Source organism: Streptomyces sp. YIM S03343, from assembly GCF_054729195.1.
The window spans coordinates 364,395-388,296 of the sequence record NZ_JBPUKX010000001.1 but is presented as its reverse complement, the minus strand read 5'-3'; the positions used below and the strand labels follow the sequence as shown (position 1 = coordinate 388,296).

23 protein-coding genes are annotated in these 23,902 nt (G+C 69.7%); 14 read left to right on the top strand and 9 right to left on the bottom strand.

Going from position 1 to position 23,902, the window contains the following annotated elements; translation table 11 throughout:
• The first annotated feature begins 100 nt into the window (after nt 1-100).
• Entirely contained in the window at nt 101-673 is a 573-nt protein-coding gene (locus tag ACSYGN_RS01805) for a TetR/AcrR family transcriptional regulator (RefSeq protein WP_460391083.1), read from the top strand.
• Nucleotides 674-739: 66 nt separating this feature from the next.
• On the opposite strand, the gene ACSYGN_RS01800 is transcribed toward ACSYGN_RS01805, so the two are convergent.
• Nucleotides 740-1,243: a DUF1203 domain-containing protein gene (locus ACSYGN_RS01800; RefSeq protein ID WP_460391081.1), complete on the bottom strand. Its 504-nt coding sequence runs from the start codon at nt 1,241-1,243 to the stop codon at nt 740-742.
• Nucleotides 1,244-1,531: 288 nt separating this feature from the next.
• Between ACSYGN_RS01800 and ACSYGN_RS01795 the strand changes: the two genes are divergently transcribed.
• Nucleotides 1,532-2,869 (top strand): methyltransferase domain-containing protein, encoded by a 1,338-nt coding sequence (locus ACSYGN_RS01795; RefSeq protein ID WP_460391079.1) that lies wholly within the window; start codon nt 1,532-1,534, stop codon nt 2,867-2,869.
• A gap of 202 nt (nt 2,870-3,071) precedes the next feature.
• Here ACSYGN_RS01795 and ACSYGN_RS01790 read toward each other — a convergent pair whose 3' ends face one another.
• Nucleotides 3,072-4,463 (bottom strand): uracil-xanthine permease family protein, encoded by a 1,392-nt coding sequence (locus ACSYGN_RS01790; protein WP_460391077.1) that lies wholly within the window; start codon nt 4,461-4,463, stop codon nt 3,072-3,074.
• Nucleotides 4,464-5,207: 744 nt separating this feature from the next.
• On the opposite strand from ACSYGN_RS01790, the gene ACSYGN_RS01785 reads away from it, so the two are divergent.
• On the top strand, nt 5,208-6,164 hold the full coding sequence (locus tag ACSYGN_RS01785; protein WP_460391075.1) for a GlxA family transcriptional regulator: 957 nt from the start codon (nt 5,208-5,210) through the stop codon (nt 6,162-6,164).
• A 104-nt stretch (nt 6,165-6,268) separates the two neighbouring features.
• A complete protein-coding gene (gene gap, locus ACSYGN_RS01780; RefSeq protein ID WP_460391073.1) occupies nt 6,269-7,267 on the top strand; it encodes a type I glyceraldehyde-3-phosphate dehydrogenase in 999 nt (332 codons plus the stop codon).
• Between the two features lie 81 nt (nt 7,268-7,348).
• Here the strand turns inward: gap and ACSYGN_RS01775 are convergent, their stop codons facing one another.
• The 3 genes from ACSYGN_RS01775 to ACSYGN_RS01765 all read right to left on the bottom strand — a co-directional run bounded on the left by ACSYGN_RS01775 (nt 7,349) and on the right by ACSYGN_RS01765 (nt 9,149).
• Complete coding sequence (locus ACSYGN_RS01775) at nt 7,349-7,882, bottom strand: TetR/AcrR family transcriptional regulator (protein ID WP_460403165.1); 534 nt, start codon at nt 7,880-7,882, stop codon at nt 7,349-7,351.
• A gap of 22 nt (nt 7,883-7,904) precedes the next feature.
• Nucleotides 7,905-8,741 (bottom strand): alpha/beta fold hydrolase, encoded by an 837-nt coding sequence (locus ACSYGN_RS01770; protein ID WP_460391071.1) that lies wholly within the window; start codon nt 8,739-8,741, stop codon nt 7,905-7,907.
• Nucleotides 8,742-8,840: 99 nt separating this feature from the next.
• Entirely contained in the window at nt 8,841-9,149 is a 309-nt protein-coding gene (locus tag ACSYGN_RS01765) for a TetR/AcrR family transcriptional regulator (RefSeq protein ID WP_460391069.1), read from the bottom strand.
• Nucleotides 9,150-9,169: 20 nt separating this feature from the next.
• On the opposite strand from ACSYGN_RS01765, the gene ACSYGN_RS01760 reads away from it, so the two are divergent.
• From ACSYGN_RS01760 to arcC, 6 genes are all read left to right on the top strand, one after another.
• Complete coding sequence (locus tag ACSYGN_RS01760) at nt 9,170-9,667, top strand: cysteine hydrolase family protein (protein ID WP_460391067.1); 498 nt, start codon at nt 9,170-9,172, stop codon at nt 9,665-9,667.
• A 337-nt stretch (nt 9,668-10,004) separates the two neighbouring features.
• Complete coding sequence (locus tag ACSYGN_RS01755; protein WP_460391065.1) at nt 10,005-10,559, top strand: TetR/AcrR family transcriptional regulator; 555 nt, start codon at nt 10,005-10,007, stop codon at nt 10,557-10,559.
• 530 nt (nt 10,560-11,089) lie between these two features.
• Complete coding sequence (locus ACSYGN_RS01750) at nt 11,090-12,589, top strand: APC family permease (RefSeq protein WP_460391063.1); 1,500 nt, start codon at nt 11,090-11,092, stop codon at nt 12,587-12,589.
• A 6-nt stretch (nt 12,590-12,595) separates the two neighbouring features.
• Complete coding sequence (gene aguA, locus ACSYGN_RS01745; RefSeq protein ID WP_460391061.1) at nt 12,596-13,693, top strand: agmatine deiminase; 1,098 nt, start codon at nt 12,596-12,598, stop codon at nt 13,691-13,693.
• Between the two features lie 212 nt (nt 13,694-13,905).
• Nucleotides 13,906-14,919 (top strand): putrescine carbamoyltransferase, encoded by a 1,014-nt coding sequence (gene ptcA / locus ACSYGN_RS01740; protein WP_460391059.1) that lies wholly within the window; start codon nt 13,906-13,908, stop codon nt 14,917-14,919.
• A 9-nt stretch (nt 14,920-14,928) separates the two neighbouring features.
• Nucleotides 14,929-15,867 carry a carbamate kinase gene (gene arcC, locus ACSYGN_RS01735; RefSeq protein WP_460391057.1) on the top strand — a complete coding sequence of 313 codons (939 nt, stop codon included), beginning with the start codon at nt 14,929-14,931 and terminating at the stop codon, nt 15,865-15,867.
• Between the two features lie 115 nt (nt 15,868-15,982).
• Here the strand turns inward: arcC and ACSYGN_RS01730 are convergent, their stop codons facing one another.
• Together ACSYGN_RS01730 and ACSYGN_RS01725 are read right to left on the bottom strand one after the other, a co-directional pair.
• Complete coding sequence (locus ACSYGN_RS01730) at nt 15,983-17,290, bottom strand: hypothetical protein (RefSeq protein WP_460391055.1); 1,308 nt, start codon at nt 17,288-17,290, stop codon at nt 15,983-15,985.
• Nucleotides 17,287-18,462 carry a dolichyl-phosphate beta-glucosyltransferase gene (locus ACSYGN_RS01725; RefSeq protein WP_460391053.1) on the bottom strand — a complete coding sequence of 392 codons (1,176 nt, stop codon included), beginning with the start codon at nt 18,460-18,462 and terminating at the stop codon, nt 17,287-17,289. The genes ACSYGN_RS01730 and ACSYGN_RS01725 overlap by 4 nt, the downstream gene beginning before the upstream one ends.
• Nucleotides 18,463-18,548: 86 nt before the next feature.
• On the opposite strand from ACSYGN_RS01725, the gene ACSYGN_RS01720 reads away from it, so the two are divergent.
• Nucleotides 18,549-18,905 (top strand): hypothetical protein, encoded by a 357-nt coding sequence (locus tag ACSYGN_RS01720; RefSeq protein ID WP_460391051.1) that lies wholly within the window; start codon nt 18,549-18,551, stop codon nt 18,903-18,905.
• 50 nt (nt 18,906-18,955) lie between these two features.
• Nucleotides 18,956-19,177, top strand: coding sequence for a hypothetical protein (locus ACSYGN_RS01715; protein WP_460391049.1), 222 nt, complete (start codon nt 18,956-18,958; stop codon nt 19,175-19,177).
• Here ACSYGN_RS01715 and ACSYGN_RS01710 read toward each other — a convergent pair.
• The gene (locus ACSYGN_RS01710; protein WP_460391047.1) at nt 19,158-19,664 is read right to left on the bottom strand and encodes a SigE family RNA polymerase sigma factor; all 507 of its coding nucleotides are present in this window, start codon (nt 19,662-19,664) and stop codon (nt 19,158-19,160) included. The genes ACSYGN_RS01715 and ACSYGN_RS01710 overlap by 20 nt on opposite strands.
• An 88-nt stretch (nt 19,665-19,752) precedes the next feature.
• Complete coding sequence (locus tag ACSYGN_RS01705; protein WP_460391045.1) at nt 19,753-21,105, bottom strand: glycoside hydrolase family protein; 1,353 nt, start codon at nt 21,103-21,105, stop codon at nt 19,753-19,755.
• Between the two features lie 186 nt (nt 21,106-21,291).
• Here ACSYGN_RS01705 and ACSYGN_RS01700 point away from each other — a divergent pair, with 186 nt between their 5' ends.
• A complete protein-coding gene (locus ACSYGN_RS01700; RefSeq protein WP_460391043.1) occupies nt 21,292-22,305 on the top strand; it encodes a LacI family DNA-binding transcriptional regulator in 1,014 nt (337 codons plus the stop codon).
• 154 nt (nt 22,306-22,459) lie between these two features.
• Nucleotides 22,460-23,815, top strand: a complete 1,356-nt coding sequence (locus tag ACSYGN_RS01695; protein WP_460391041.1) for an ABC transporter substrate-binding protein — start codon at nt 22,460-22,462, stop codon at nt 23,813-23,815.
• The last annotated feature ends 87 nt before the right edge of the window (nt 23,816-23,902 follow it).

Below are 23,902 nucleotides of genomic sequence, written 5' to 3'. Positions count from 1 at the left end.
TCCCTGAGATGAGAGGCTCCGCACGGGCGGAGTGATGTGACTCAGTACCGTCACTATAGTCCAAGTGACGGTACTGAGTCACATCACCTATGCTGTCCTCATGGCTCGATGGGAACCGAACGCGCGGATACGGCTGGTGCGCGCCGCACTCGACCTGTTCGTGGAACAGGGCTACGACGCCACCACGGTCAGCCAGATAGCCGATCGGGCAGGGCTGACCAGGACCACGTTCTTCCGGCACTTCCCGGACAAGCGCGAAGTGCTGTTCGCGGGGCAGGAGTTGCACACCCGGCTCATCATCGAAGCGATCGACGCGGTACCTGATGCAGCCACCCCGCTCGATACGGTCGGAGCGGCCCTGGACGCTCTGGCGGACACCTTCACCGACGACCGCCGAGAGTTCAGCGCCAGACTGCGCCCTGTCATAGCGGGCCACCGGGAACTCCAGGAGCGAGCGGCCCTGAAGCGCGCCGGACTGGCGGCAGCCGTGGCGGAGGGGCTCCAGAAGCACGGGGTGACCGAACCGGCAGCGAGCCTCGCCGCCGAACTGGGCGTCCGCGCCTTCTATCAGGCGTACGACGAGTGGTCCGACCCGTCCGACGACCACGCCCTGACCGATCTCACCCGCCAGACGTTCGCCGAACTCCGCACCGCGCTGGCCGCGCTGACGTAGAGGCCACTGCATGCGGGGGACACGCCCGGAACGCCGAAGCCCGCGGACCTGGCGGACGGCGGCCCGTCAGGCCCGGTCCACACGGAAGAGATAGCAGCCGTACTCGGCGGCGCGCACATGGACCTGGACGGTGTCCGGGTGCGCGAAGGCCTCGGTGAGGGCACGCTCGAAGGCCGCGTCGGCGTCCTCGGGGAACTCCACCACCTGGCCGCCCGTGATGTGCCCCCGCTCGTCGTAACGCCGGAAGACGCGCAGGGTGCCGGGACGGGCCCCGGGGTAGCCGGTCCGGTCCGGGGCCGGTCCGCCGCAGTCCTCGGCGTGGATGAACACGGGGCCCTGCTCGTCGTACGCGCCCGGCTCGGCACCCGTCTCCGCCGCCCAGCGGCGCAACGGGGCGTACGACACCAGGGCGATCCGCTCGCCCACGCTGCTGCGCCTCAGGCAGCAGCGCAGCGGGGCTCCGCCCTCCTCGTCCGGATACGGGCTCGCCGGCTGCCCGGCGTCGTCACGGACGCGGAGTTCCGCCAGAACGGCGGGGGTGATGGGACGTGGCTCGAAGACATTGCTCATGCCATCGAGGGTGACGCGGCGCGGCACGAGGTGCTGGCGGTAATCCGACGGAGAGTTCAGCGCCTTCGGCCCCGCTGCACTTGCCGGGCTCGCCGAGGCTCCTCCGTGCGACGGGACGGCGGCGGATGCTTGGCGCACGGTCTGAGCAGCAGTAACACGGTGGCACCGCAATTGCTAGGTAAACATCGTCTGTGCCATCGTATGAGCGGCTATTTCGTTCGGCACGCTTGGCATGTGCGTTTTCAGAAGCTGGGTGTCTGGGTACGGTCACCCAGGAGGTGGTGGTCCGTGAGTCAGTTCCAAACAGCCGCCGGTACGGCCCACGACCCGAGGGCGGACGTCCTGGTCCTGGAGAACGCGCCGTACGACGGCCCGTACGCCATCGGCACCGCGCTGGAGGCAGCCGGCCTGACGCTGCGCACGTGCCGAGTCTGGGCAGGGGACCCGGTGCCGGACACGCTGGACGGCACGGCTGCCCTGGTCGTGCTGGGCGGGGCGACGGCAGTCTGTCTCGGACACGAGGACTTTCCCGGCCGCGCGGCGGAACTCGCCCTGCTGCGGGCCGCGCTGGCGGCCGAGGTGCCGGTGCTCGGGGTGTGCCTGGGTGCGCGGCTGCTCGCGGTGGCGGCGGGTGCGGAGGGGCATCGCGGAGGCGGTGCAGAGACCGGCTGGGGTGCCGTGGACCTGTCCCCGGTTGCGCGCCGCGACCCGCTCTTCACCGATGTACCCGGGCGACTCCGCGTTTTCCACGGGCACACCGACTCCATGGAGCTGCCCCACGGCGCCACGCCGCTGGCTTCCTGCGACCGGGACCCCGTCCAGGCCTTCCGGATCGGCGGCTCGGCCTGGGGTCTCCGGTTCCATCTGGAAGTGGACAAGTCGGCCGTCGACGCCCTCGCCGCGGCCTTCCCGGACGAGGCGCCCGACATCGCCGCCTCCGCCTCCGCCGAGCTGGCCGCCCTGGCCCCGTACCGCGACGGAGTCTTCGCGCGCTTCGCCGCCCTGGTCGCCGAACGGGCCGCGACGACGATGACCCGTACCTTCTTCACACCCCGCGCCGCCACCTGGGAGCAGCGCTTCGCCGACGACAACCCGGTGTACGCGGCGGCCGTCTCCGCAATGGGACTGCGCCGGGGCCAGCGGGCCCTGGACGTCGGCTGCGGCAGCGGCCGCGCCCTGCCGGCGCTGCGTGCCGAGGTGGGCGAGGAGGGCGTCGTACTCGGTGCGGATCTCACCCCGGCGATGCTGACGGCCGCGGTGAGTGAAGGACGCGCCGGTCTCGCAGGGCTGCTGGTGGCCGACGCCTGCCGGCTGCCCCTGCCCTCCGGCACCATGGACGGCATCTTCAGCGCCGGCCTGATCAACCACGTCCCCGACCCGCCGACGGCGCTGCGCGAATGGGCCAGGGTGACCGCTCCCGGCGGCGTCCTGCTGCTCTTCCACCCCTCCGGCCGCGCCGAACGTGCCGCCCGCCACGGCCGCCCCCTCGACCCGGACGACCCACTGGCCGAGGACAACCTGCGGCCCGCGCTGCATGCGGCGGGCTGGGATCTGGTCCGCTACGAGGACGCCGCGCACCATTTCCTGGCCCGCGCCGTCCGCCTGACCACCGAACCGGGAACCTGAATCCCCCCGGGCAACCGCCTGTCGGCGGGAGAAGGGGAGGGGCGCGGCCCCGTGACACGGCGGCGACGCAGGCGTCTCCGTCGCCGGATGAGCCCCGGAGGCCACCGCCCTGCAGCGCCGGATCCGGCCAAGGGAACGTTTCTCCCCTTCATCCGGGCGGTGGCCCCCGTGCCGGTGAGAGGGGATGCCTCCCGCCGGACGGCTACGACTCGGCGTGCCGGACGGTGTCGTCGTAGGAGCTGGTGCCCTCGTCCAGCAGGGGCTCCTGTGTCTTGAGATGGGCGGGGGCGAAGGCGCGCAGGCCGTGATAGCAGATGATCACGACCAGGGTGCCGAGTGCGATGCCGCTGAGGGAGAAGGTGTCGGTGAACTTCATCGTGACGTTCCCGACGCCGATGATGATGCCGGCGGCTGCCGGGACCAGATTCAGCGGGTTGCGCAGGTCGACGTCGGCGTTGAGCCAGATCTGGGCGCCGAGCAGGCCGATCATGCCGTAGAGGATGACGGTGATACCGCCGAGGACACCGCCCGGGATGGCCGCCACGACCGCGCCGAACTTGGGGCACAGGCCGAACAGCAGGGCGAAGCAGGCGGCGGCCCAGTAGGCGGCGGTGGAGTAGACGCGGGTCGCGGCCATCACACCGATGTTCTCGGAGTAGGTGGTGTTGGGCGGACCGCCCACCGCCGTGGACAGGATCGAGCCGAGGCCGTCGGCGGAGATCGCCGTGCCCAGCTGGTCGTCCAGCGGGTCGCCGGTCATCTCGCCGACCGCCTTGACGTGTCCGGCATTCTCGGCGACCAGGGCGATCACGACGGGCAGCGCGACCAGGATCGCCGACCACTGGAAGGAGGGGCCGTGGAAGGACGGCAGCCCGATCCAGTCGGCGTGGCCGACACCGGAGAGGTCCAGCCGCCAGTGGTCGGTGATCTTGCCGCTGGCGTCCGCCGAGTGGATCTTGCCGAAGACGAGGTCGAACGCCCAGGAGATGCCGTAGCCGAAGACCAGTCCCAGGAAGATGGCGATACGGGACCAGAAACCGCGCAGGCAGACCACCGCCAGGCCGGTGAACAGCATGACCAGCAGGGCCGTCCACTGGTCCTGCGGCCAGTAGGTGGCGGCGGTGACCGGGGCGAGATTGAAGCCGATCAGCATCACGACCGCGCCGGTCACGATCGGCGGCATCGCGATGTGGATGATCCTGGCGCCGAAACGCTGCACGGCCAGACCCACCAGGAACAGCGCGACGCCGACGACGAGCACCGCGCCGGTGACCGTGGCGCTCGTGCCGCCCTGCGCGCGGATGACCGCGGCGACGCCCACGAAGGAGAGCGAGCAGCCGAGATAGCTGGGCACCCGGCCGCGGGTCGCGAGGAGGAAGATGACGGTCGCGACACCCGACATCATGATCGCCAGGTTCGGGTCCAGGCCCATCAGGACCGGTGCGACAAAACTCGCCCCGAACATCGCCACCACGTGCTGCGCGCCGAGCCCAGCCGTGCGAGGCCAGGAGAGGCGCTCGTCGGGGCGGACCACCGCGCCGGGCGCGGGGGTGCGTCCGTCGCCGTGCAGTTTCCAGCGGACGCCAAGATCCATGGTGCGGCTTCGCTTTCGTTCGTACGTACGTATATCCGAGCCATTCTGACGTGAAGCGGAAGGCGAGCGGCCGCTCAGGCCCGGTTCGACTGCCCGCCTTTGCCTGTACACCCACCCGCCCGCCGCTCGCGCCTACCTCCGCACACTCGCTTGAGGCCCATGTTTTCGCAGGTCAGACGGGTTAGAGCCGCGACGGTCGAAGCCCCGGCGGCCTGGTCCGGCCGTGCGACCGGTGATCCCCGTCACCGTCTGCTCGACGGCTCACGCATTTGGACGATTGCACAAACCCTGTCGCCTGCGCCGGAGTGGAGACCGCGCAGGTCCGTTCGGCCGGGGAGGGTGTGAATTCGGGTGCGGCCCGGTCATCGGAGTCCTGGTGTTCTGCGCGCACTGGCCAGGGACCGCCGCCAAGTCTTAGCCGCAACGCCGCACGTAGATCACTCATTTGCCGTATCGACATGGTGCCGAGGCCGGTGCGAGCCTGGTGCGCCTCGACGGGAAAGCGACCGTGGCAGGGGAGCCGGAGCCCGGTCTGGTCTGGAAGCAGTCGGAGATGGCGGGCAGGTTCCTCACGACGGCACCGCTGCACCGGTGGGGGCAGCGCGTCGTGGTCGAGGCGTCCGTTGCGGTTCGACAGCGCCCCAAAGGGGCGCGGGGAACTGCGCGACCAGCCACGATGGTGCCGCAGACGACAGTCGACAGGCGGCACATCGCGGCACTTCCAGCGGAGCGTACCGTGGCCCCGTGCCGCCTTCCCGTCTGCGCCGTGTCGCCGTTCTCGTGCTCGACGGTGCCAAACCCCTCGACGTCGGTATCCCCGCGCAGGTGTTCTCGACCCGGGCGAGCATGCCGTACGAGGTGCGGGTGTGCGGTGCGGCGCCGGGGCCCGTGTCGGGCGGTGACGGGCTGTCGTACCACGTCGAGCACGGCCTCGAGGCGATCGCGTGGGCCGACATCGTCTTCATCCCCGGCTGCCGGTTTCCCGGCCGCGACGACCCGGCGCAGGCCGTCCTCGACGCACTGACAGCGGCCCACGACCGGGGCGCGCGGCTCGCGGCCATCTCGACGGGTGCCTTCACGCTCGCCGCGACGGGTCTGCTCGACGGCAGGCGTGCCACGACGCACTGGCACTACACGGACGCGCTCGCGGTGAAATATCCGCTCGTTCGCGTGGACCAGAATGTCCTGTTCGTCGACGAGGGCCGTGTGCTCACCTCGGCCGGCGCGGCCTCCGGCATCGACCTCTGCCTGCACATCCTCCGCGCCGACCTCGGCGTCGCCGCGTCGAACCACGCCGCCCGCCGCCTGGTCGCCGCGCCCTACCGCAGCGGCGGCCAGGCGCAGTACGTGCCGCGCAGCGTACCCGAGCCGCTCGGTGAGCGGTTCGCCGCCACCCGTGAGTGGGCACTGCGGCGGCTGGGGGAACCGCTCACGCTCACGGTGCTGGCCCGGCATGCGGCGGTGTCTGCGCGTACGTTCTCGCGGCGGTTCGTCGAGGACACCGGGTACACGCCGATGGAGTGGGTCATGCGCGCCCGTATCGACAGGGCGCGTGAGCTGCTGGAGCGTTCCGAGCGCAGTGTCGAGCAGATCGCGGCCGACGTCGGACTCGGCACCGGTGCGAACATGCGCCTGCATTTCCAGCGGGTCCTGGGCACCACGCCGAGCGAGTACCGGCGCACTTTCGCCCGCGGCGAGTAGCCGTGAAGGCGGCTGGCACGATCCTTGCGGACCGTGGCGATCACGCCGGTGTCACCGGCAGGGGCCGAGCGGGAGGCTGGTGGTGAGAGGAAGGGACACCACACATGACTCGCATAGCCATCAACGGATTTGGCCGGATCGGACGCAACGTTCTGCGCGCCCTTCTGGAACGTGACAGCGGCCTGGAGGTCGTCGCCGTGAACGACCTCACCGACCCCGCAGCGCTCGCGCGGCTGCTCGCCTTCGACACCACGGCCGGTCGGCTCGGCCGCCCGGTGAGCGTCGACGGGGACGACCTGATCGTGGACGGCCACCGCGTCAAGGTGCTCGCCGAGCGCGATCCCGCGCAGCTGCCCTGGGCCGAACTCGGCGTGGAGATCGCCCTTGAGGCGACGGGCCGGTTCACCTCGGCGAAGGCGGCGCGCGCCCACCTCGACGCGGGCGCGCGGAAGGTTCTCGTCAGCGCGCCCTCCGACGGGGCCGATGTCACCCTCGCGTACGGGGTCAACACCGAGGCGTACGACCCGGCGCGGCACACGATCGTCTCGAACGCCTCGTGCACGACCAACGCGCTCGCACCGCTGGCCTCGGTGCTCGACGACCTCGCCGGCATCGAGCACGGCTTCATGACCACGGTGCACGCCTACACCCAGGAGCAGAACCTCCAGGACGGCCCGCACCGCGACCCCCGCCGGGCCCGTGCCGCCGCCGTCAACATCGTGCCGACCACCACGGGCGCCGCCAAGGCGATCGGCCTGGTGCTGCCGAACCTCGACGGCAAGCTGTCGGGTGACTCGATCCGTGTGCCGGTGCCCGTGGGTTCGGTGGTCGAGCTCAACACGACCGTCGCCCGCGACGTGACCCGCGACGAGGTGCTGGCGGCCTACCGCGCCGCGGCCGACGGGCCGCTAGCCGGCATCCTCGAATACTCGGACGACCCGCTGGTGTCCTCCGACATCACCGGCAGCCCGGTCTCGTCCGTCTTCGACTCCGCCCTGACCCGGGTGGACGGCCGCCACATCAAGGTCGTCGCCTGGTACGACAACGAGTGGGGCTTCTCGAACCGGGTGGTCGACACGCTCGAACTCCTCGCCGCCCGCTGACGGCACGACAGGCGCGGCCCGGGCACCTGGATTCCGGGTGTCCGGGTTCCGCGTGTCCCGGACGCCCCGACCGGGGCCTGCTCACATGGCGCGCAGGCCCCGGTCGGTGAAAGCGATCAGCCACTCGAAGCTCTCGTCGATGTCCGCGCTCCACTGGAAGCCGTTGGCCGCCTGGAGCGTGGCGAAGCCGTGGCAGAGGCTGCGGAGCATGCGCAGGGCGTGGTCGACGTCGGACTCCTCGATCTCGTAGCCGTGCAGGACCGTCATGAACGCGTCGAGCAACCGCTGACCCGCGGTGGCCACCGGATCGTCCGGGCCGGTCGGTTCCACGCCGATCGTCGCGGCGTAGCGGCCGGGGTGCTCCAGGACGAAGGCGCGGAACGCGCGCGCCGCGGCCGCCAGGGCGTCGCGGCCCGCACGGCCCCGGACCGCGCCGCCGACGGCGTCGGCGGCCTCGCTCAACGCCAGAGCGGCGATACGCCGGTTGAGGTCTTCCTGGCCGCCCACGTGCTTGTACAGGGACGGGGTACGCACGCCCACCCGCTCGGCCAGCAGACCCATCGTCAGACGGGCGATGCCCACCTCGTCGGCGAGGGCGGCTCCGGCCGCGACCACGGCCGCCGGATCCAGACCGGCCCTAGGCACGGACGGCCTCCGAGCGAAGAAAGCCGAGCATCAGCGAGACCACCTGGTCGGGGAACTGGTCGTGCGGGTAGTGCCCGGCGCCCTCGATCATCTCCAGTCGGCCGAGGCCGGACGGCAGGGCATCGACGACGGCCGCACCCTCGGCGTGCGGGTCGGCCCAGTCGGGGTCGAGCGTGCCCATCACGACCAGGACCGGGCAGCGGACGCGGGCGAGTTGCGCGCCGGCATCGGCCGGGGCGCTGTGGCCCATGCCCTGCATGGCTTTCATCCGCCCCGGCTCGTGCATCAGGGAGTCGATACGGCCGAGCCGCTCGGCCCAGTCGGCGGGCTTCACCCGCGGGTACGCCACGTCGAGGTACGAGCGCCACAGCGCCACGCTGCCGAACACGCCCGTCCCGAGCAGCCGCAGCATGCCCTGCCGGAAGCGCCGCACCCGCAGGTCGCCGAGGCGGATCGACTGCTTGCGGGTGAACGGCGCCAGCTCGACGACCGCGGTGATCAGCGAGGGCTCCCGCGCCGCGGCGATGGTGGCGGCGCCGCCGGAGACCGAGTGGCCCACGAGCACGGCCGGGCCGCCCAGATGACGGACCAGGGCGAGCAGGTCGCCGGCGATGGCGGTGCGGCTCCATTCCGGCCAGCCGACGCTGGAGTCGCCGCAACCTCGCAGATCGACGGCGGCGACCCGATATCCCGCCGCCACCAGCTGAGGGATCACGGCACGGTACGCGGCGCGGCTGTCGCCCATGCCGTGCGCGAGAACGATCAGCGGTCCGGACCCCGTCACCTCGTAAGCGATCGTGCCGCCGTCGACGGCAAGACAGTCGGTCATGACATCCCCCTGTCTGGCTAACCCTGTTAGCTAAAAGCTAATCCCGTTAGCCAAGTCTGTCAACGACGAGGCAACTCACCTGTCTCGGGGGCCGGTTGCCTACCCGGAGCCGTCCCGTGGTTCCTCCAGCAGTGCCGTCAGTACGAGCCGGAGCAGCGGGGCCAGGTCTTCCGGCCCCGCGTCACCGAGGGGCTGGACGGCGACGGCGGAGCGGAGCACCGCCATGCCGACGCCCAGGGCGACGACCATCTGGGCACGCAACTGCTGCTTCGTGGCATCGGTCTTGGGCGGTGCGCTGGAGGCAGAGGCAGAGGCAGAGGCGGCGGCGAGAATGAGGCGCACGAAATCCTCAAGTGCGGCGCGTCGCATGTCCGCCAGCTCGGTGTCACCCGGATCGTTCAGCAGCATCAGCACCGGGTGCTCACCGAGTGCGGAAAGCGATCGAGGCCGCGAGGGCGTCGGAACACGCGGTTGTCCATGTCATGGTCGGCTTCCGGCCGGGCCGCGCCGAGGTCAACCCGCGCAACAAGATGTTCGGCGCCCTCGCCCGGAGCGCCGCTCCGCCCCAGGAGGAGCGCGCCAACGCCCTTCATCCCGAGGTGGCCCCTCTGTCGCTGGAACCCGTGGTCGTCAAGCGTCGTGTGAGCGGTTTCGCCGGCAGCGACCTGGACATGGTGCTGCGCTCAGGGGGCATCGAACACCTTGTCCTGGCCGGTATAGCGACCAGCGGCGTGGTGCTCTCCACCCTGCGTCAGGCGGCCGATCTCGACTACGGCCTGACCGTGCTGGCGGACGCCTGTGCGGACGCCGATCCGGAGGTCCACCGGGTGCTGATGGAGAAGGTCTTCCCCCAGCAGGCCGAGGTCATGACGGTGGAGGACTGGGTGACGCGGACGCGGCGGTCGCCGGACGGCGATCCGGCGTGAACGGAGCGCGCGCCGGACACTGTGCGCAGACGGTCAGCAGCCGCAGGTGCCCGCGACGGGAGCGGTCAGAGGGTCGGCGTGGCTACCGCGACGCCCTGTCGGCCACTGACACGGAGGATCGGTCACACAGTGTAACTGCTGCGCCGCTCCCGCCCGGTCATGGACCCCTGGCTCCTCTGTCGCCACAGTCGCGAGGAGTACAGTGCTTGCTGATGAGTACGGCAGCGTGCCGGATCGCTGATAGTCAGGGGGCAACCTCAAGGTGTCGACGGCGGGTCTGCGCTCCTCCCAACCTCACGGCAGTGAGCGTGGGCGCCGAGCCAGTGGTGAACGCAGGATGCGGCAGATTCTCGACGCGGCCGTGCAGGTCGTCGGCAACGGCGGGTTGAGCGCGCTCACCCATCGGGCCGTGGCCGACATCGCCGGGGTTCCGTTGGGCTCGACGACGTACTACTTCAAGGACCGCGTCGACCTGATGCGCAAGACCATGGAGCACGCGGTCGAGATCGAGGCCGAACGACTGGCCGCGATCGTGGAGGACTTCGACGGCGAGCTCACGGTCGACACCTCGGTCGACCTTCTGACCGAGATGTTCTTCGACAAGACCGTCGCGGATCCGCTGTACGATCTGGCGCTGTTCGAGATGTTCTTGGAAGCTACACGTAATCACGCGGTCCGCGACCTGACCCAGGCGTGGTCTCGGATGATCGCCGTACTGACAGACCGTGTGCTGCCGCCCACCGATCCGACGGTTCCCCGAGAGACCGCCGTCCAGATCGTGGCCACGCTGATCGACGGACTGATGCTGGAAGAGGCTTCCAACCAGACACTCGGCCTGGAGAATCTGTCCGATCGCCTGCGGATCGTCATCGCCCGGCTGTGCACGCCCTGACGGCCTGCGGCAACCTGACGCGCGGCGCGCGGGCGTCATCACCACGCTGTTGCCGCTGCGCGAGCTGAGGCTTGTCAGTCGGCGTCGGTTTCCGGCCGGTGCCCCCTGCCTGCGTGAGCCGCCGCACGAGCCGCTCGCGCTGCCTACGCAACCCCTTTGACCGGCCCCTTCGCCACTTAGGCCGAGGGGCTTCGACTCATGCCTCCTCGCGCCTGACCGCCCTCCCTCCCCGCCCGCGGTGCGTGAGTGGCCTGCCTCGACGCGGGCCAAGGGGCCGAACAGCCCGGGTATGTGAGCCCAACAGGCCTTGTGGCCGATTCTGAACCTCGTACATTTGTACACAGTGGATCGCGAGACACCCACTGGAACTGTTTTCCTGTGTGCGGCAGAGCAATAGGCCGCGTGTAGGGGACCGCTGTGGCCAATCGGGTTCACCAAGCCTCCGTCTTTCCCCTCGGCCGGCCTTTCGACGGGCCCCGGAGGGAAACGGCATCGGCCAATTCAGCGGTATGCGTAGCGAAGGAGCAGCCATGACCGCGCAATCTGACAAACCACCCACCGTCGAGGGTGGCGCGAATCATCCGAGTTTCCGGATGTTCGACATGGTGCTTTTCTCCGTGTGCGCCATGCTTCTGCTCTCCCAGTTGACGGTCACGGCGTCCGTAGGACCCAGTGCCATCTTCTGGACCGTGGTCATGATCGTAATTTTCTTCCTCCCCTACGGACTGGTCACCAGCGAACTCGGTTCCACCTATCCGGACGCCGGCGGTATCTACGCCTGGGTGGTAAGAGCCTTCGGCAATCGCTGGGGGAGCCGCGTTTCCTGGTGGTACTGGGCGAACGTCGCACTCTGGGTCCCCAGCGTCTATCTGATGTTCTCCGGTGTCCTGTCCTCGATCTTCTTCGACGGAAAACTCGAATTCTGGGTGCAGGTCGCGATCACCGTGGTGCTGATCTGGCTCAACTACCTGGTCAACGCACGCAGTCTGGACATCGGGACTTGGGTCTCGAACATCGGCGCGGGAATCACCGTCCTGGTGATTGTGTGCGTGGCTGTCGCCGGAGGGTTCTACGCTTCCGCCCACGGTTCCGCGACGCACTGGACACTGAATGCCGTCCTTCCCCATGACGGATTCTCGGCCGTGACCCTTGCTCTGCCCGTCATCATCTACAACTTCCTGGGCTTCGAGCTGATGTCGTCCGCGTCGACCCAGATGGCGAACCCCAAGCGGGACGTGCCCAAGACGATCGCCATCGCCGGCGCCATGATCGGTGGCTTCTACCTGCTCGCCACCGTGGGCATGCAACTGCTGCTCCCCGCGGACAAGATCTCCGAGACGACCGGTCTCATCGACACCCTCACCAAGGGTCTGGACGGCATGCCGGGCGGCGGCGTCCTGGTAACCCTGCTCGGCATCGGTTCGCTGTACTGCTTCTTCGCCTGCCTCATCCCCTGGACGATCGGTGCGAACATCGCGGCCTCGGAGTCCGCTCAGCAGGGCGACCTGCCCAAGGTGTTCGCCAAGACCCACCCCGAGCGCGGCACACCGACCGGCGCGGCCATGCTGTGCTCGATCGTCGGCACCGTGTTCACCGTCGGCTACGCCGTTCTGTTCTCGCTGACCGACGGTGCCGTCGACGACCTCTTCTGGAACCTGTTCGCCTTCTCCTCGGTGATCTTCCTGCTGCCCTACATCGTCATGATGCTGGCCTTCCGCAAGCTGCGCCGTATAGACCCCGGCCGCCCGCGCCCCTACCGGGTTCCCGGCGGGCCTGCCGTGGAGTGGTTCGTGGTCTGGGTTCCCACCGTCCTGCTGATCGCCGCATCCGTGTTCTTCGTGTGGAACCCCTTCGACTTCAACGCCGAAGTCACCGGGTCGATCGTCATCGGCCTCGTGGTCACCTTCGTGATCCAGGAGATCTTCTGCAAGAAGTCGCCCGAATGGACCCGGCAGCGGGCCCTCGAGCGCGGCGAGGACCCCGACTCCGTCGTCCAGTTCTCCGACACCGTCCCAGTTCAGAAGGGCTGATCCATCATGGGATCGACGCTTGACTCCACCCCGGCCGCCGACGGCTACCGCATGCCGGCCGAGTGGGCGCACCACAGCGGCTGCTGGCTGGTATGGCCCGAGCGGCCCGACAACTGGCGGCTGGGCGGCAAGCCCGCGCAGCAGGTGTTCGCCGAGGTCGCCAAGGCCATCGCGCAGACCGAGAAAGTGACGATGGTCGTCTCGGCCGCGCAGTTCGACAACGCGCGCAGCCGGCTTCCCGACGAGATCCGCGTCGTGGAGATGTCCACCGACGACTCCTGGATGCGGGACATCGGCCCCACCTTCGTGGTCGACGACAACGGCGATGTCCGCGGCGTGGACTGGGACTTCAACGCCTGGGGCGGCCTGGTCGACGGACTGTACTTCCCCTGGGCGGACGACGACGCTGTGGCCCGCAAGGTCATGGAGATCGAGGAAGTGGCCCGCTACAAGGCGGACTTCGTGCTCGAAGGCGGATCGATCGACGTCGACGGCGAGGGGACGGTCCTGGTCACCGAGGAGTGCCTGCTGTCCGAGGGCAGGAACCCCGGCCTGACGAAGGACGAGATCGACCAGCGGCTGCGCGACTACCTGGGAGCCGAGAAAGTCGTCTGGCTGCCCGACGGCGTGTACCTGGACGAGACCAACGGCCACGTGGACAACTTCTGCCGCTTCGTCGCACCCGGCAAGGTCATGCTGACCTGGACCGATGACGTCGACGACCCGCAGTACGACCGGTCGCAGGCCGCGCTCGAGGTGCTGCAGAAGGAGGTCGACGCACGCGGGAGGACGTTCGAGGTCGTCAAGATCCACCAGCCCGGCCCGATCTTCATCACCGAGGAGGAGTCGAACGGCGTCGACGCCATCGAGGGCACCCTGCCCCGCCAGACCGGCGACCGCCTCGCCGGCTCCTACGTGAACTCCTACATCGGCAACGATGTCGTGGTGCTCCCGGTCTTCGACGACGCCCACGACGAGGCCGCGGTGGCGACGTACACCGAGATCTTCGCTCCGCGTCGCGTCATCACGGTGCCCGGCCGCGAGATCCTTCTCGGCGGCGGCAACGTCCACTGCATCACCCAGCAGCAGCCCTCCGGCCGCTAGCTCCCCGCCCGGCCGCCGGCGGCACTTCGCTCCCCCCACCCCACCCGCGGCCGACGCTCACCTTCCCCTTTTCTCGTCGACCCGCGCCGGGCCCGCAGCTCGGTCCCGGCGCGCCTCGGCTGCTCCGTCCTGCCCGCGAACGGGCGCGGCACCACAGATCCACCCCGCCCGCCTCACCGCGAGCCGGTGCTACTCACAGAAAGAAAGATCCCATGACGACTGCGATGGACTTCATCGACACCCAGGACTTCACCAAGCAGGAACTCCTGGACATCGTGCACCTGGGCATCAAGCTCAAGCGCTGCATCGACGCCGGCTACTACCCGCCGCTGCTGAAGGACCGTACGCTCGGCATGATCTTCGAGCAGTCCTCCACCCGCACCAGGGTCTCTTTCGAAACGGCGATGACCCAGCTCGGCGGCCACGCGCAGTACCTGGCTCCCGGCCAGATCCAGCTCGGCGGCCACGAGAGCATCGAGGACACCGGCCGGGTGTTGTCCAAGCTCGTGGACATCCTCATGGCGCGTGTCGAGCGGCACAAGACCGTTGTGGACCTGGCCCGTTGCGCCTCCGTCCCGGTGCTCAACGGGATGTCGGACTACAACCACCCCACCCAGGAGATCGGCGACCTGATCACCATGGTGGAGAACCTGCCCGCGGGCAAGCGCATCGAGGACTGCAAGGTGGTCTTCGTCGGGGACGCCACCCAGGTCTGCGCCTCCCTGATGATGATCACCACCAAGATGGGCATGGACTTCGTCCACTTCGGCCCCGAGGGATTCCAGCTCAATGAGCACTTCCAGGCCATCGGTGAGCGCAACTGCGCCGAGTCCGGCGGCAGCCTGCTGGTCACCGACGACGCCGACAAGGCCATGGCCGGTGCCGACTTCGTCTACACCGACGTCTGGTACGGCCTGTACGAGGCCGAGCTCTCCGAAGAGGAGCGCCTCGCGGTCTTCATGCCCAAGTACCAGGTGAACGCGGAGCTGATGGCCAAGGCCGCCCCGGACGCCAAGTTCATGCACTGCCTGCCCGCGACCCGCGGGGAGGAAGTGACCGACGAGGTGCTGGACTCGGACAGCTCCGTCGCCTTCGACGAGGCCGGCAACCGGCTGACCGCCCAGCGGGCCCTGCTCGTCTACTTCCTGCGCCCCGAGATCCCGAACCCCATCAAGGTCGCCGCGGCCAAGGCCGACCTCGAGGCTCACCTCGCCACGATTCTCTGAGGTCGCGACATGTCACGCATCGTCATTGCGCTCGGCGGCAACGCGCTGGGCAACAACCCGCAGGAACAGCGGGAACGGATCGCCGCGTCGACCCCCGCACTCGTCGGGCTGATCTCCCTGGGCCACGAGATCATCCTCTCCCACGGGAACGGACCGCAGGTCGGGGCCATCAGCCTCGCCTTCGACACCGCCTCCCAGCACAACGAGCGGGTCCCGGCGATGGACCTGCCGGAGTGCACGGCCATGAGCCAGGGGTACATCGGCTACCACCTGCAACAGGGCATCAACAAGGAACTCAGTGCCCAGAAGATGCCCTGGCACGTGGCCACCGTCGTCACCCAGGTCGAGGTCGCCGCGGACGACCCCGCCTTCGACACCCCCACCAAGCCGATCGGCAGCTTCTACGACGAGGAGACGGCCCGGGACCTCATGGCGAAGGATCCCGCCATCGTCATGGCCGAGGACTCCGGGCGCGGCTGGCGGCGCATGGTGGCCTCCCCGCGGCCGGTCGACATCGTCGAGCGTGACTCCATCCTCAACCTGCTCGACCACGAATTCATCGTGATCGCCTGCGGTGGGGGCGGGGTGCCGGTGGTCCGCGACGAGCACGGCGACTTCCGCGGTGTGCCGGCCGTGATCGACAAGGACTTCGCCTCGGCCCGGCTCGCCCAGACCGTGGGGGCGGACTACCTGTTCATCCTGACCGCCGTGGACAAGGTGGCCGTCAACTGGGGCCGGCCGGACCAGACGGACCTCGACGACCTCGATGTGGCCACGGCCCAGCGCTACATCGACGAGGGCCACTTCGGTGCCGGCTCGATGCTGCCCAAGGTGCAGGCCGCGGTGGAGTTCGCCCGCAGCAGTCCCGGCCGCCGTGCGGTGATCTGCTCGCTGGAGAAGGCGCCGCTGGCCATGACCGGCAGCAGCGGAACCCTGATCCACGGCTAGCAACCGGCGCCGGCCGGGGGAGTGCTTTTCCCCCGGCCGGCGCATCGGCACGTCGACTCGAAGGGCGGTTTGCTGCTACGGGCGCAAGAAAGGGGTGATGCTGCGGGCCGTCTCCTCACGGGACACCCAGTTCGAAGAGCGCGTACCCCGCGTAGGAGCCGGACGCGACCGCTGCGATGCCGAGCAGGGCGCACAGCATGGGCAGGCGGAGCGTGCGCAGTTGGAGGGCGACGGGGATGAACAGGGGGAAGGCGGGGAGCAGATAGCGGGAGACGTTCCCGAATATCTGCTGGCTGCCCAGGACCAGAAGGAACGTCAGGACCGTGTAGACGGTCAGGACGGTAGGGAGACGGAGGTGGAAGAGGAGGGGGATCAGGAGCAGGCCCAGCAGGACGACCAGCACCCCGATGAAGTCCTCGAAGGGGTAGGCGAAGAGATAATCGAAGCGGCCCACCGCCACAGAGGTGAGGACGTCGAGGGTCTGCCGGCCGTAGTCGAAGGTGTGGGCCCAGGCTCCCTTCTGCAGTTTGAAGTAGCCGCCCAGGTCGCCCATCTGATTGCCGACCCAGAGCAGATAGCCCAGGAGCCCGAGCGGGGCGATCAGTATCGCGGTCCAGGGGCGTGCGAGGTCCTCCCGGCGGCGATGGAGTGTCAGGAGTCCGGCGACGGTGAGAGCGGCGACGAGTGCGGCGGCGGTGGGCCGGTTGAGGCCCGCGGTGAAAGCGAGGATGCCCGCGGTCAGCCAGCGGTCGGTCATGACGGCGTAGCAGGTCCAGACGGCCAGGGCGATGTAGAGGGACTCGGAGTACGCCGACCATTCCATGCCGGAGCCGGGCCATACGGCCCAGAGGCCGGCCGCGGCCAGCCCGGCGCGCCGGCCGCCGTACCGGGCGGTGACGGCGTACACGCCGACGGCAGCGACGAACGAGGCGACGACCGAGACCAACATGCCGGCGCCGTACAGACCGAGGCCCGTGCCGTTGGAGACCAGCCGCATGGTCGCGGGGTAAAGAGGGAAGAACGCCGCGGAGTTGCCTTCGAGGGTGATCAGCCCGGTGGCCCCGGGGACATGGACCAGCGCGGGGTGGTAGCCGTGTGCGGCGATCTGCTGGTACCACCAGCCGTCCCAGGAGGCCAGTACGTCCCAGGCGTGTGCGCCGCCGCCGAAGCGCGGGTCCTTCTTCCGGAAGTCACCGGAGGAGTCGAGCAGATACATGAAGACGCAGAAGCCGATGAGCTTCAGCACGCCGTACAGGGCGAGTACGGGTCCGTACCGGCGGGCCGCCCGGCGCAGGCGGGGCCCGTGACCGCGGTACAGACCTGCGACGTTCGGGATACGGGGGTGGAGGCGGAGACGGGGACGGACGCGGGATTCGGGGGCGTCGGTGCCGGGGTCGGCAGTCGGTGTCATCGTGTGGTTCATGCCGCTGCGGCTCCGGTCCCGGGGCGGCGGGCTGAGCAGGCTCGAGACCGGAGGACCAGGAACCGCAGAAGGAGGGCCGCCAGGTCGGCGGTGACGAGGATTCCGACCTCGGTGGGGCGCGTGGCGCGGGGCGCCAGGTGATGCAGCGCGGCGAGAGATCCGCTGGTGAGGACCAGGCTGACCAGCGGTCCTAAGGTGAGCCGTCGGATTGCGGCGGCGGCGATGACCGCGCAGATCAGCAGGGCCAGCGCATTGGCGGCCTGAGGGCGTGCCACCGGGTGCAGGGCGACGTACAACAGCGCATGTACGGTGGTGCCCAGAACTCCTGCGGCGGCGAAGCGCAGCGCACCGGGGCGTGGTGGCGGATCGCCCCCGGCGCTCCGTCGCAGCCCGCCGATCGGGAGCGTGCCGCGGGCCAGCGCCCGGCCGATCCTGGCGATACCGCGCAGGTCGGCCAGCACCGTGGAGAGGATGTCGACCCGGCTGTCGGGATCGTCCACCCAGTCGACCGGCACCTCGTGTATCCGTAGCCCGGCACGCTCGGCGATCACCAGCAGTTCGGTGTCGAAGAACCATCCCGGGTCCTTCACCAGGGGCAGCAGCCGTTCGGCGACATCGCGTCGCACGGCTTTGAAACCGCACTGCGCGTCCGAGAAACCGACGGCGAGGGTGGAGCGCAACAGGGCGTTGTAGCAGCGGGAGATGACCTCGCGTTTGGGGCCGCGCACCACCCTGGAGCCGCGCGCCAGGCGGGTACCGATGGCGATGTCGGAGTGGCCGGAGATCAGCGGAGCGACCAGGGGCAGCAGTGCCGTCAGATCGGTGGACAGATCCACGTCCACGTACGCGAGCACAGGCGCCGGTGATGCCGACCATGCGGCCTGCAGCGCCCGGCCCCGTCCCTTCTCGGCCAGCCGCAGCCACTCCACCTCCGGCAGTTCGGCGGCCAGGCGACCCGCGATCCGCGGGGTCCCGTCCGTGCTGCCGTTGTCCGCGACGGTGATGCGGAACGGGTAGGGGAAGGTCTCGCGCAGGTATGTGTGGAGCCGGCGCACGCCCCGCTCCAGGTCCGTCTCCTCGTTGAACACCGGGACGACCACGTTCAGGACGGGCTCCTGCCGGTGTGCCGACACCGATGTGTGCAGCGGCAGTTGGTCCAAGGGAATTGACACGTTCTGTCCATGTCTGTTGCTGTATGTCGTCGTTAGCAGGGCATGCCGGAGCCGCGCCCCGGAGTCGGTGCGATCAGGGTTTACGGATGAGCGGTCGGAAAGACGGCGTAGCCTCCGGACTGGGTTACCCGGGCTCGGCCGAGCCGACCAGTGCTGACGAGTCCGCGGTCGCCGTGGGCCTCGTCGTCGACGCCGTCGTGGTGGTCGGAGCCGTCGGTGTGTTGGGCGCGTCCGCTGTTCCGGTGGCGGAGGGCGGCGCCGTGTGGCTCCCGGTTCCGGTCGGGGTCGAGGGCACCGTGGCCGAACTCCCGGTCGCGGGCGGCGTGGTGGGCGGGGCGGAGGTTGCCGGATCGGTCCCGGTGGAGGTCGCGGAGGGAGTGTCGCTGGGAGACGGGGCCGGTGTCCCTGTCGGAGTCGTGGTCGGGAACGCCGGACCCGTCTGACTCGTGTCGGGCCGCGGAAGGGGGGTCTGCGGTCGGTCGTCGGCCCGGTCGTGGGGCAGCAGGAGGAAGCCGATGCCGAGTCCGGCGACGGCCAGGACGGAGCCGACGGTCCTGTGCACCGCGCGGGCACGGCGTCGGGCCTGGACACCTGCCCGCAGGCGGCTTCGGTGCTGCGGCTCGAAGGGAGTGTGTTCCTGGGAGTCGCGCATCATCCGCGCCAACTCCTGCTCGAAGTGATCCATCAACTCCCCTTCACCCCACCGGCTCGATGACATCGGACAGGATCCGGCGCAGCCGTGCGACACCACGCGACGCATGGGAGCGTGCCGTGCCCACCGGGCACCCCAGCGCCTCCGCGACCTGTTTCTCGGGCAGGTCCTGGTAGTAGCGCAGCACTACTGCGGCTCGCTGCCGGGGCGGCAGTTGGGCCAGCGCGGCCTCCAGGCGCGAGCGCTCCGCCACGGAGGCGGAGACGTCTCCCGTCTCCGCCCGGTCGGGCAGTCGCTCGACCGGCCGCTCACCCCACCAGCGCCGTCGCGCCGAGCGCGCCGCCGCTCGCGCCAGCACCTTGCGCAGATACGCCTCCGGCGCCTCCTCCGCGATCTTGGGCCAGACGAACCACAGCTTGACCAGGGCCTCCTGCAGCAGATCCTCGGCCCGATGCCGATCGCCCCCCACGAGAAGACGGGAGAAATGGAACAACGCCGACCAACGAGCCGCCACGAACTCGTCGAACCCCTCGGCCCGACCCTGTTCCATCCTCACCGTCCCCGTCCTGCCAACCCCTTACACCGAGGGAAAGACGGTGGACCCTGCTGCACTATGCACTCCACCCGTGTGATCCGGGTTACACCTCAGCTCGATGCGGTCCCGGCCACACCGCCGAGGCGTCGTCGCGGTCGGGGTCCGGCAGGCGGACCGGGCGGACGGGGATCGTGCGGGTGCGGCCCTCCGAGGCCGCCGTCCACCGGGTGGGGTGTCCCGAGTAGCACAGGGACGTCAGCACGAAGACGCCGTCGGCGTAGACCTCGACGTACTCGCCGACGGTGAGGATGCGCAGGGCCGAGGCGGGCTCGGTCAGCACGGTCTCGCCGAGCAGATTGCCGTCGGCGCCGGTGATCCAGAGGTTCTTGCCGTCGCAGCCGACGGTGAGGGCGGGCCGGTCGCTCCCGGGTGCGTCCGCGCGCAGGGTGACCTCGGTGCGGCCGGTGACGCTGACGTCGCCGACCGCGTGCAGAGCGGGCCGCTCGGTCTCCTCGCCCAGCCAGGAGTTCAGCCCGGGCCACCATTCCAGGCGGGGCGAACCTTCCTGTACGACAAGGCGCTTGGGCTGGGCGAGCATGCCGCGGCAGCGGTCGCCGGAGTCGGTGAGGCCGACGCGGCGGGGTGTGGTGTGCAGGACGACACGGGAGCCGTCGGGGGCGGCGGTGACGCGGGGGGCGTAGGAGCCCCTCGGGCCGAGCGGGCCGCGGCGGGTCCAGGGGCCGCGCAGGCGGGGCGCGGTCCACGCCTCGAAGCCGCGGGTGGCTCCTATGGAGCCGAGCAGCAGCCAGCTTCCGTCGTCGAGGCGTTCGAGGACGGGGCATTCCAGTTCGTCGACGTCGCCCGGTGAGATCAGGGGCGGGTGCACGGTCCAGTGCTCCAGGTCGTCGGAGGTGGCCCAGGCGACGCAGCCGCTGACCTCGACGGGGAGGGAGGCGTCCGCGGCGCAGACGGCCATGACCCAGCCGCCCGACTCGTCGTCGGGTACGACGAACGGATCGCGCCAGCCCATGCGTTCACCGGTGCGGTACCAGCGTGCGTCCGCCTCTACGACCGGTCCGGTGCCGTGCCGCCGCCAGCCCGTGCCGTCGGTGCGGTCGGAGTACGCCAGCCCGACCGACTGCAGCGGCCAGCCGTCGGGAGTGAGCCCGGACACACCGGTGTAGAACATCGCCCTTCCGCCCCCGTGCCGGACGGGATGCATGGTCCAGACGGCCTGCTGGTCGAAGCGGCCGGGCAGGCCGTTGCCGAACGCGGTGCCCTCGGTCCGCCAGGAAACCAGGTCGGTGGAGGTGGCCCGGCCGTAGGAGGTCTCCATCTGCAGATGGTCGAACTCGGCCGTCCACGGCCCCTGCAGGTGCAGCACGGCGTAGGTGCCGTCGTCGTCGCGGAGCAGGGCGAAGTCGTTCACGCAGAGACCGGGCGGGGCGTATCGCATGCGCAGTTCCTGTCGGCTCACAGCGCCCAAACGCGTGCGCTGACCATCCATCAAATCGGACTCACTTTGGAATCGAGCCAAGTAAATATGAACGCAAACGCTTGCGCAACAAGATGGGCGGGTTTACGGTCACGTCACCCACAGATCACACCGACGTGAAACCGACGGGAGAAATGCGCTGTGACCATGAGCATTACCGATGTCGCCCGCGCGGCCGGAGTTTCGGCGTCCACCGTGTCCCGCGCGCTGCGGGGCCGGCCGGGCGTGTCCGACGAGGTCCGCCTTCAGATCACTGCCGTGGCTGCCGAGCTGGGTTATACGGCGTCGCGTTCGGCGTCCAGTCTGGCCAGCGGGCGTACCTTCACCGTCGGGGTGGTGGTCCCGCATGTGGGCCGCTGGTTCTTCGGGACCGTGGTGGACGCTGCCGAGCACGTGTTCAGTGCCGCCGGGTACGACGTCCTGCTCTACAACCTGGGTTCGCCGGAGTCGCGCAAGCGGTTCTTCGCGAAGATGCCGGTGCGCAAGCGGGTGGACGCGGTGCTGTCGCTGCTGATCCCCGACGAGGAGGAGTCGGCGGCGCTGCGCTCCCTCGGCATCCCGCTGGCCAGCACGGTCGGCGTTTCGCGTCCCGGGTTCACGGTGGTCGGGATCGACGACCGGGCCGGCGCGCAGAGTGCGGTGCGGCATCTGGTGAATCTCGGGCACCGCCGGATCGGCATGATCAGCGGGTCGAGCGAGCCGCAGCACTGGACCACCCCGGTCGAGCGGCGGCAGGCGTATCTGGACGTGCTGGCCGATGCCGGCATCGCCCATGATCCGGCCCTGGAGGCGGACGGCGAGTACACCGTCGAGGGCGGCGAGCGGGCCATGACCGAACTCCTCGCCGCCCCACGGCCGCCGACCGCCGTGTTCGCCCAGTCCGACGAGATGGCGATGGGCGCGCTGCGCGCCCTGCGCCGGCACCGGCTGACGGTGCCGGGCGATGTGTCCGTCGTCGGCTTCGACGACCACGAGCTCGCCGATGTGATCGGGCTGACCACCGTCGCCCAGCCGGTCGCCGACCAGGGCGCCGCGGCCGCCCGGCTGCTGCTCCAGCAGCTCGACGAACCGGACACCGAACCGCCGGGGCATGTGCGGATGCCGATCCAGCTCGTCCTGCGCGAGACCACCGCCCCGCCCCGCCCCCGCGGACCCCAGTAACCCCTCTACGGCAACCCTCCGCGGCCGTCAGGCCGTCAGGCCGTCAGGCCGCGAGGCCTCAGAGCTCCCCCCACGCCGGAAAGCACCACCGCACCACACCGCACCACCGCACCCGCAGTACCGCACTCTCGTACCGCACGGAGGCACGAACCCCATGAGCTCGACCAGCAGAATGTCCCACAGAAGGTTCCGCCGCTCGGCCTGTACAGGTCTGGCCCTCGTCCTGCCGCTTGCCGCGCTGGCCGCCTGCGGCGGCAGCGGCAGCGGTGACAGTTCCGCCGAGGCGGGCAGCGGCAAGGGCACCATCAGCGTCTGGGCGCACCAGGGCCAGACCAGTGAGGACACCGCCCTGCAGAACGCGGTGAAGTCGTTCAACTCCTCCCAGAACAAGGTCAAGGTCGAGCTGAAGCTGATCCCGGGCAACGACTACACCAAGACCATCACCGCGACCGATGCTTCGAAGCTGCCGGATGTGATGGAGTTCGACGGGCCGACGATGGCGAACTTCGTCTACAACAAGAAGCTCGCCCCGATCGACGACTACGTCTCCGTCAAGACCCTCGCCAACGCCACCGACGCCAGCAAGGCGCAGGGCGAGATCAACGGCAAGCACTACGGCCTGGGCATGTACGACTCCGGCCTCGGCATCTACGGCAGCAAGAAGCTCCTGACCGCCGCCGGCGTGAAGTACCCCACCGGCCTGTCCGACACCTGGACCGCCACCGAGTTCACCAAGGCGCTCACGGCGCTGAAGGCGAAGGACTCCGACGGCAAGGTCCTGGACCTGCAGGAGAACTCCGGTTACGCCAACGAGTGGGGCACCTACGGCTTCGCCCCGATCGTCTGGTCGGCGGGCGGCTCCCTGCTCAAGAACGGCAAAGCCGCCGGCGCGCTGGACACTCCAGCGGTGGTGAAGGCGATGAAGACCTTCCAGTCCTGGAAGACCTACACCGACCCCAACACCGACTCCAACGCCTTCGCCAAGGGCCGCGTCGCCCTGAGCTGGGTCGGGCACTGGATGTACCCCGCCTACAGCAAGGCGCTCGGCGACGACCTGGTCGTGCTGCCGCTGCCCGACTTCGGCAACGGCCCCAAGACCGGCCAGGGCTCCTGGGCCTGGGGCATCGGCGCCGGCTCCAAGAGCGGCAAGGCCGCCGGCGCCTTCCTCGACTACCTCCTCAACGACACCAACATCGGCGCGATGACCACCGCCAACGGCGCCCCGCCCGCCACCAGGACCGCGCTCGCCAAGAGCGCGCTGTACAAGCAGGGCGGCCCGCTCCAGCTCTACGCCGACCAACTGAGCAAGCCCTGCGGCGACAGCCAGATCGACACCTCCTGCATCGCCGTCACCCGCCCCGTCACCGCCGGATACCCCACCATCACCGCCAAGTTCAGCAGCGCCCTCTCCTCCATCTACGGCGGCGCCGACCCCAAGACCGCCCTCGAGAAGGCCGCCCGCGCCATCGACCGCGACTTCTCCGACAACAACGGCTACAAGATCCCGTAGGACGCTTCGGCCGGGGCGGGCACGGCGAGCAGCCACCCCGCCCCGGCCGGGAACAGGACCAGGACCACCCCGTGACAACCGTGGAAA

Coding starts and splice junctions, on each gene's coding strand:
- ACSYGN_RS01805 (WP_460391083.1), top strand. CDS start 101: ATGGCTCGATGGGAACCGAACGCGCGGATACGGCTGGTGCGCGCCGCA.
- ACSYGN_RS01800 (WP_460391081.1), bottom strand. CDS start 1,243: ATGAGCAATGTCTTCGAGCCACGTCCCATCACCCCCGCCGTTCTGGCG.
- ACSYGN_RS01790 (WP_460391077.1), bottom strand. CDS start 4,463: ATGGATCTTGGCGTCCGCTGGAAACTGCACGGCGACGGACGCACCCCC.
- gap (WP_460391073.1), top strand. CDS start 6,269: ATGACTCGCATAGCCATCAACGGATTTGGCCGGATCGGACGCAACGTT.
- ACSYGN_RS01770 (WP_460391071.1), bottom strand. CDS start 8,741: ATGACCGACTGTCTTGCCGTCGACGGCGGCACGATCGCTTACGAGGTG.
- ACSYGN_RS01765 (WP_460391069.1), bottom strand. CDS start 9,149: ATGCTGCTGAACGATCCGGGTGACACCGAGCTGGCGGACATGCGACGC.
- ACSYGN_RS01755 (WP_460391065.1), top strand. CDS start 10,005: ATGCGGCAGATTCTCGACGCGGCCGTGCAGGTCGTCGGCAACGGCGGG.
- ACSYGN_RS01750 (WP_460391063.1), top strand. CDS start 11,090: ATGACCGCGCAATCTGACAAACCACCCACCGTCGAGGGTGGCGCGAAT.
- aguA (WP_460391061.1), top strand. CDS start 12,596: ATGGGATCGACGCTTGACTCCACCCCGGCCGCCGACGGCTACCGCATG.
- ptcA (WP_460391059.1), top strand. CDS start 13,906: ATGACGACTGCGATGGACTTCATCGACACCCAGGACTTCACCAAGCAG.
- arcC (WP_460391057.1), top strand. CDS start 14,929: ATGTCACGCATCGTCATTGCGCTCGGCGGCAACGCGCTGGGCAACAAC.
- ACSYGN_RS01730 (WP_460391055.1), bottom strand. CDS start 17,290: ATGAACCACACGATGACACCGACTGCCGACCCCGGCACCGACGCCCCC.
- ACSYGN_RS01720 (WP_460391051.1), top strand. CDS start 18,549: ATGAGCGGTCGGAAAGACGGCGTAGCCTCCGGACTGGGTTACCCGGGC.
- ACSYGN_RS01710 (WP_460391047.1), bottom strand. CDS start 19,664: ATGGAACAGGGTCGGGCCGAGGGGTTCGACGAGTTCGTGGCGGCTCGT.
- ACSYGN_RS01705 (WP_460391045.1), bottom strand. CDS start 21,105: ATGCGATACGCCCCGCCCGGTCTCTGCGTGAACGACTTCGCCCTGCTC.
- ACSYGN_RS01700 (WP_460391043.1), top strand. CDS start 21,292: ATGAGCATTACCGATGTCGCCCGCGCGGCCGGAGTTTCGGCGTCCACC.
- ACSYGN_RS01695 (WP_460391041.1), top strand. CDS start 22,460: ATGAGCTCGACCAGCAGAATGTCCCACAGAAGGTTCCGCCGCTCGGCC.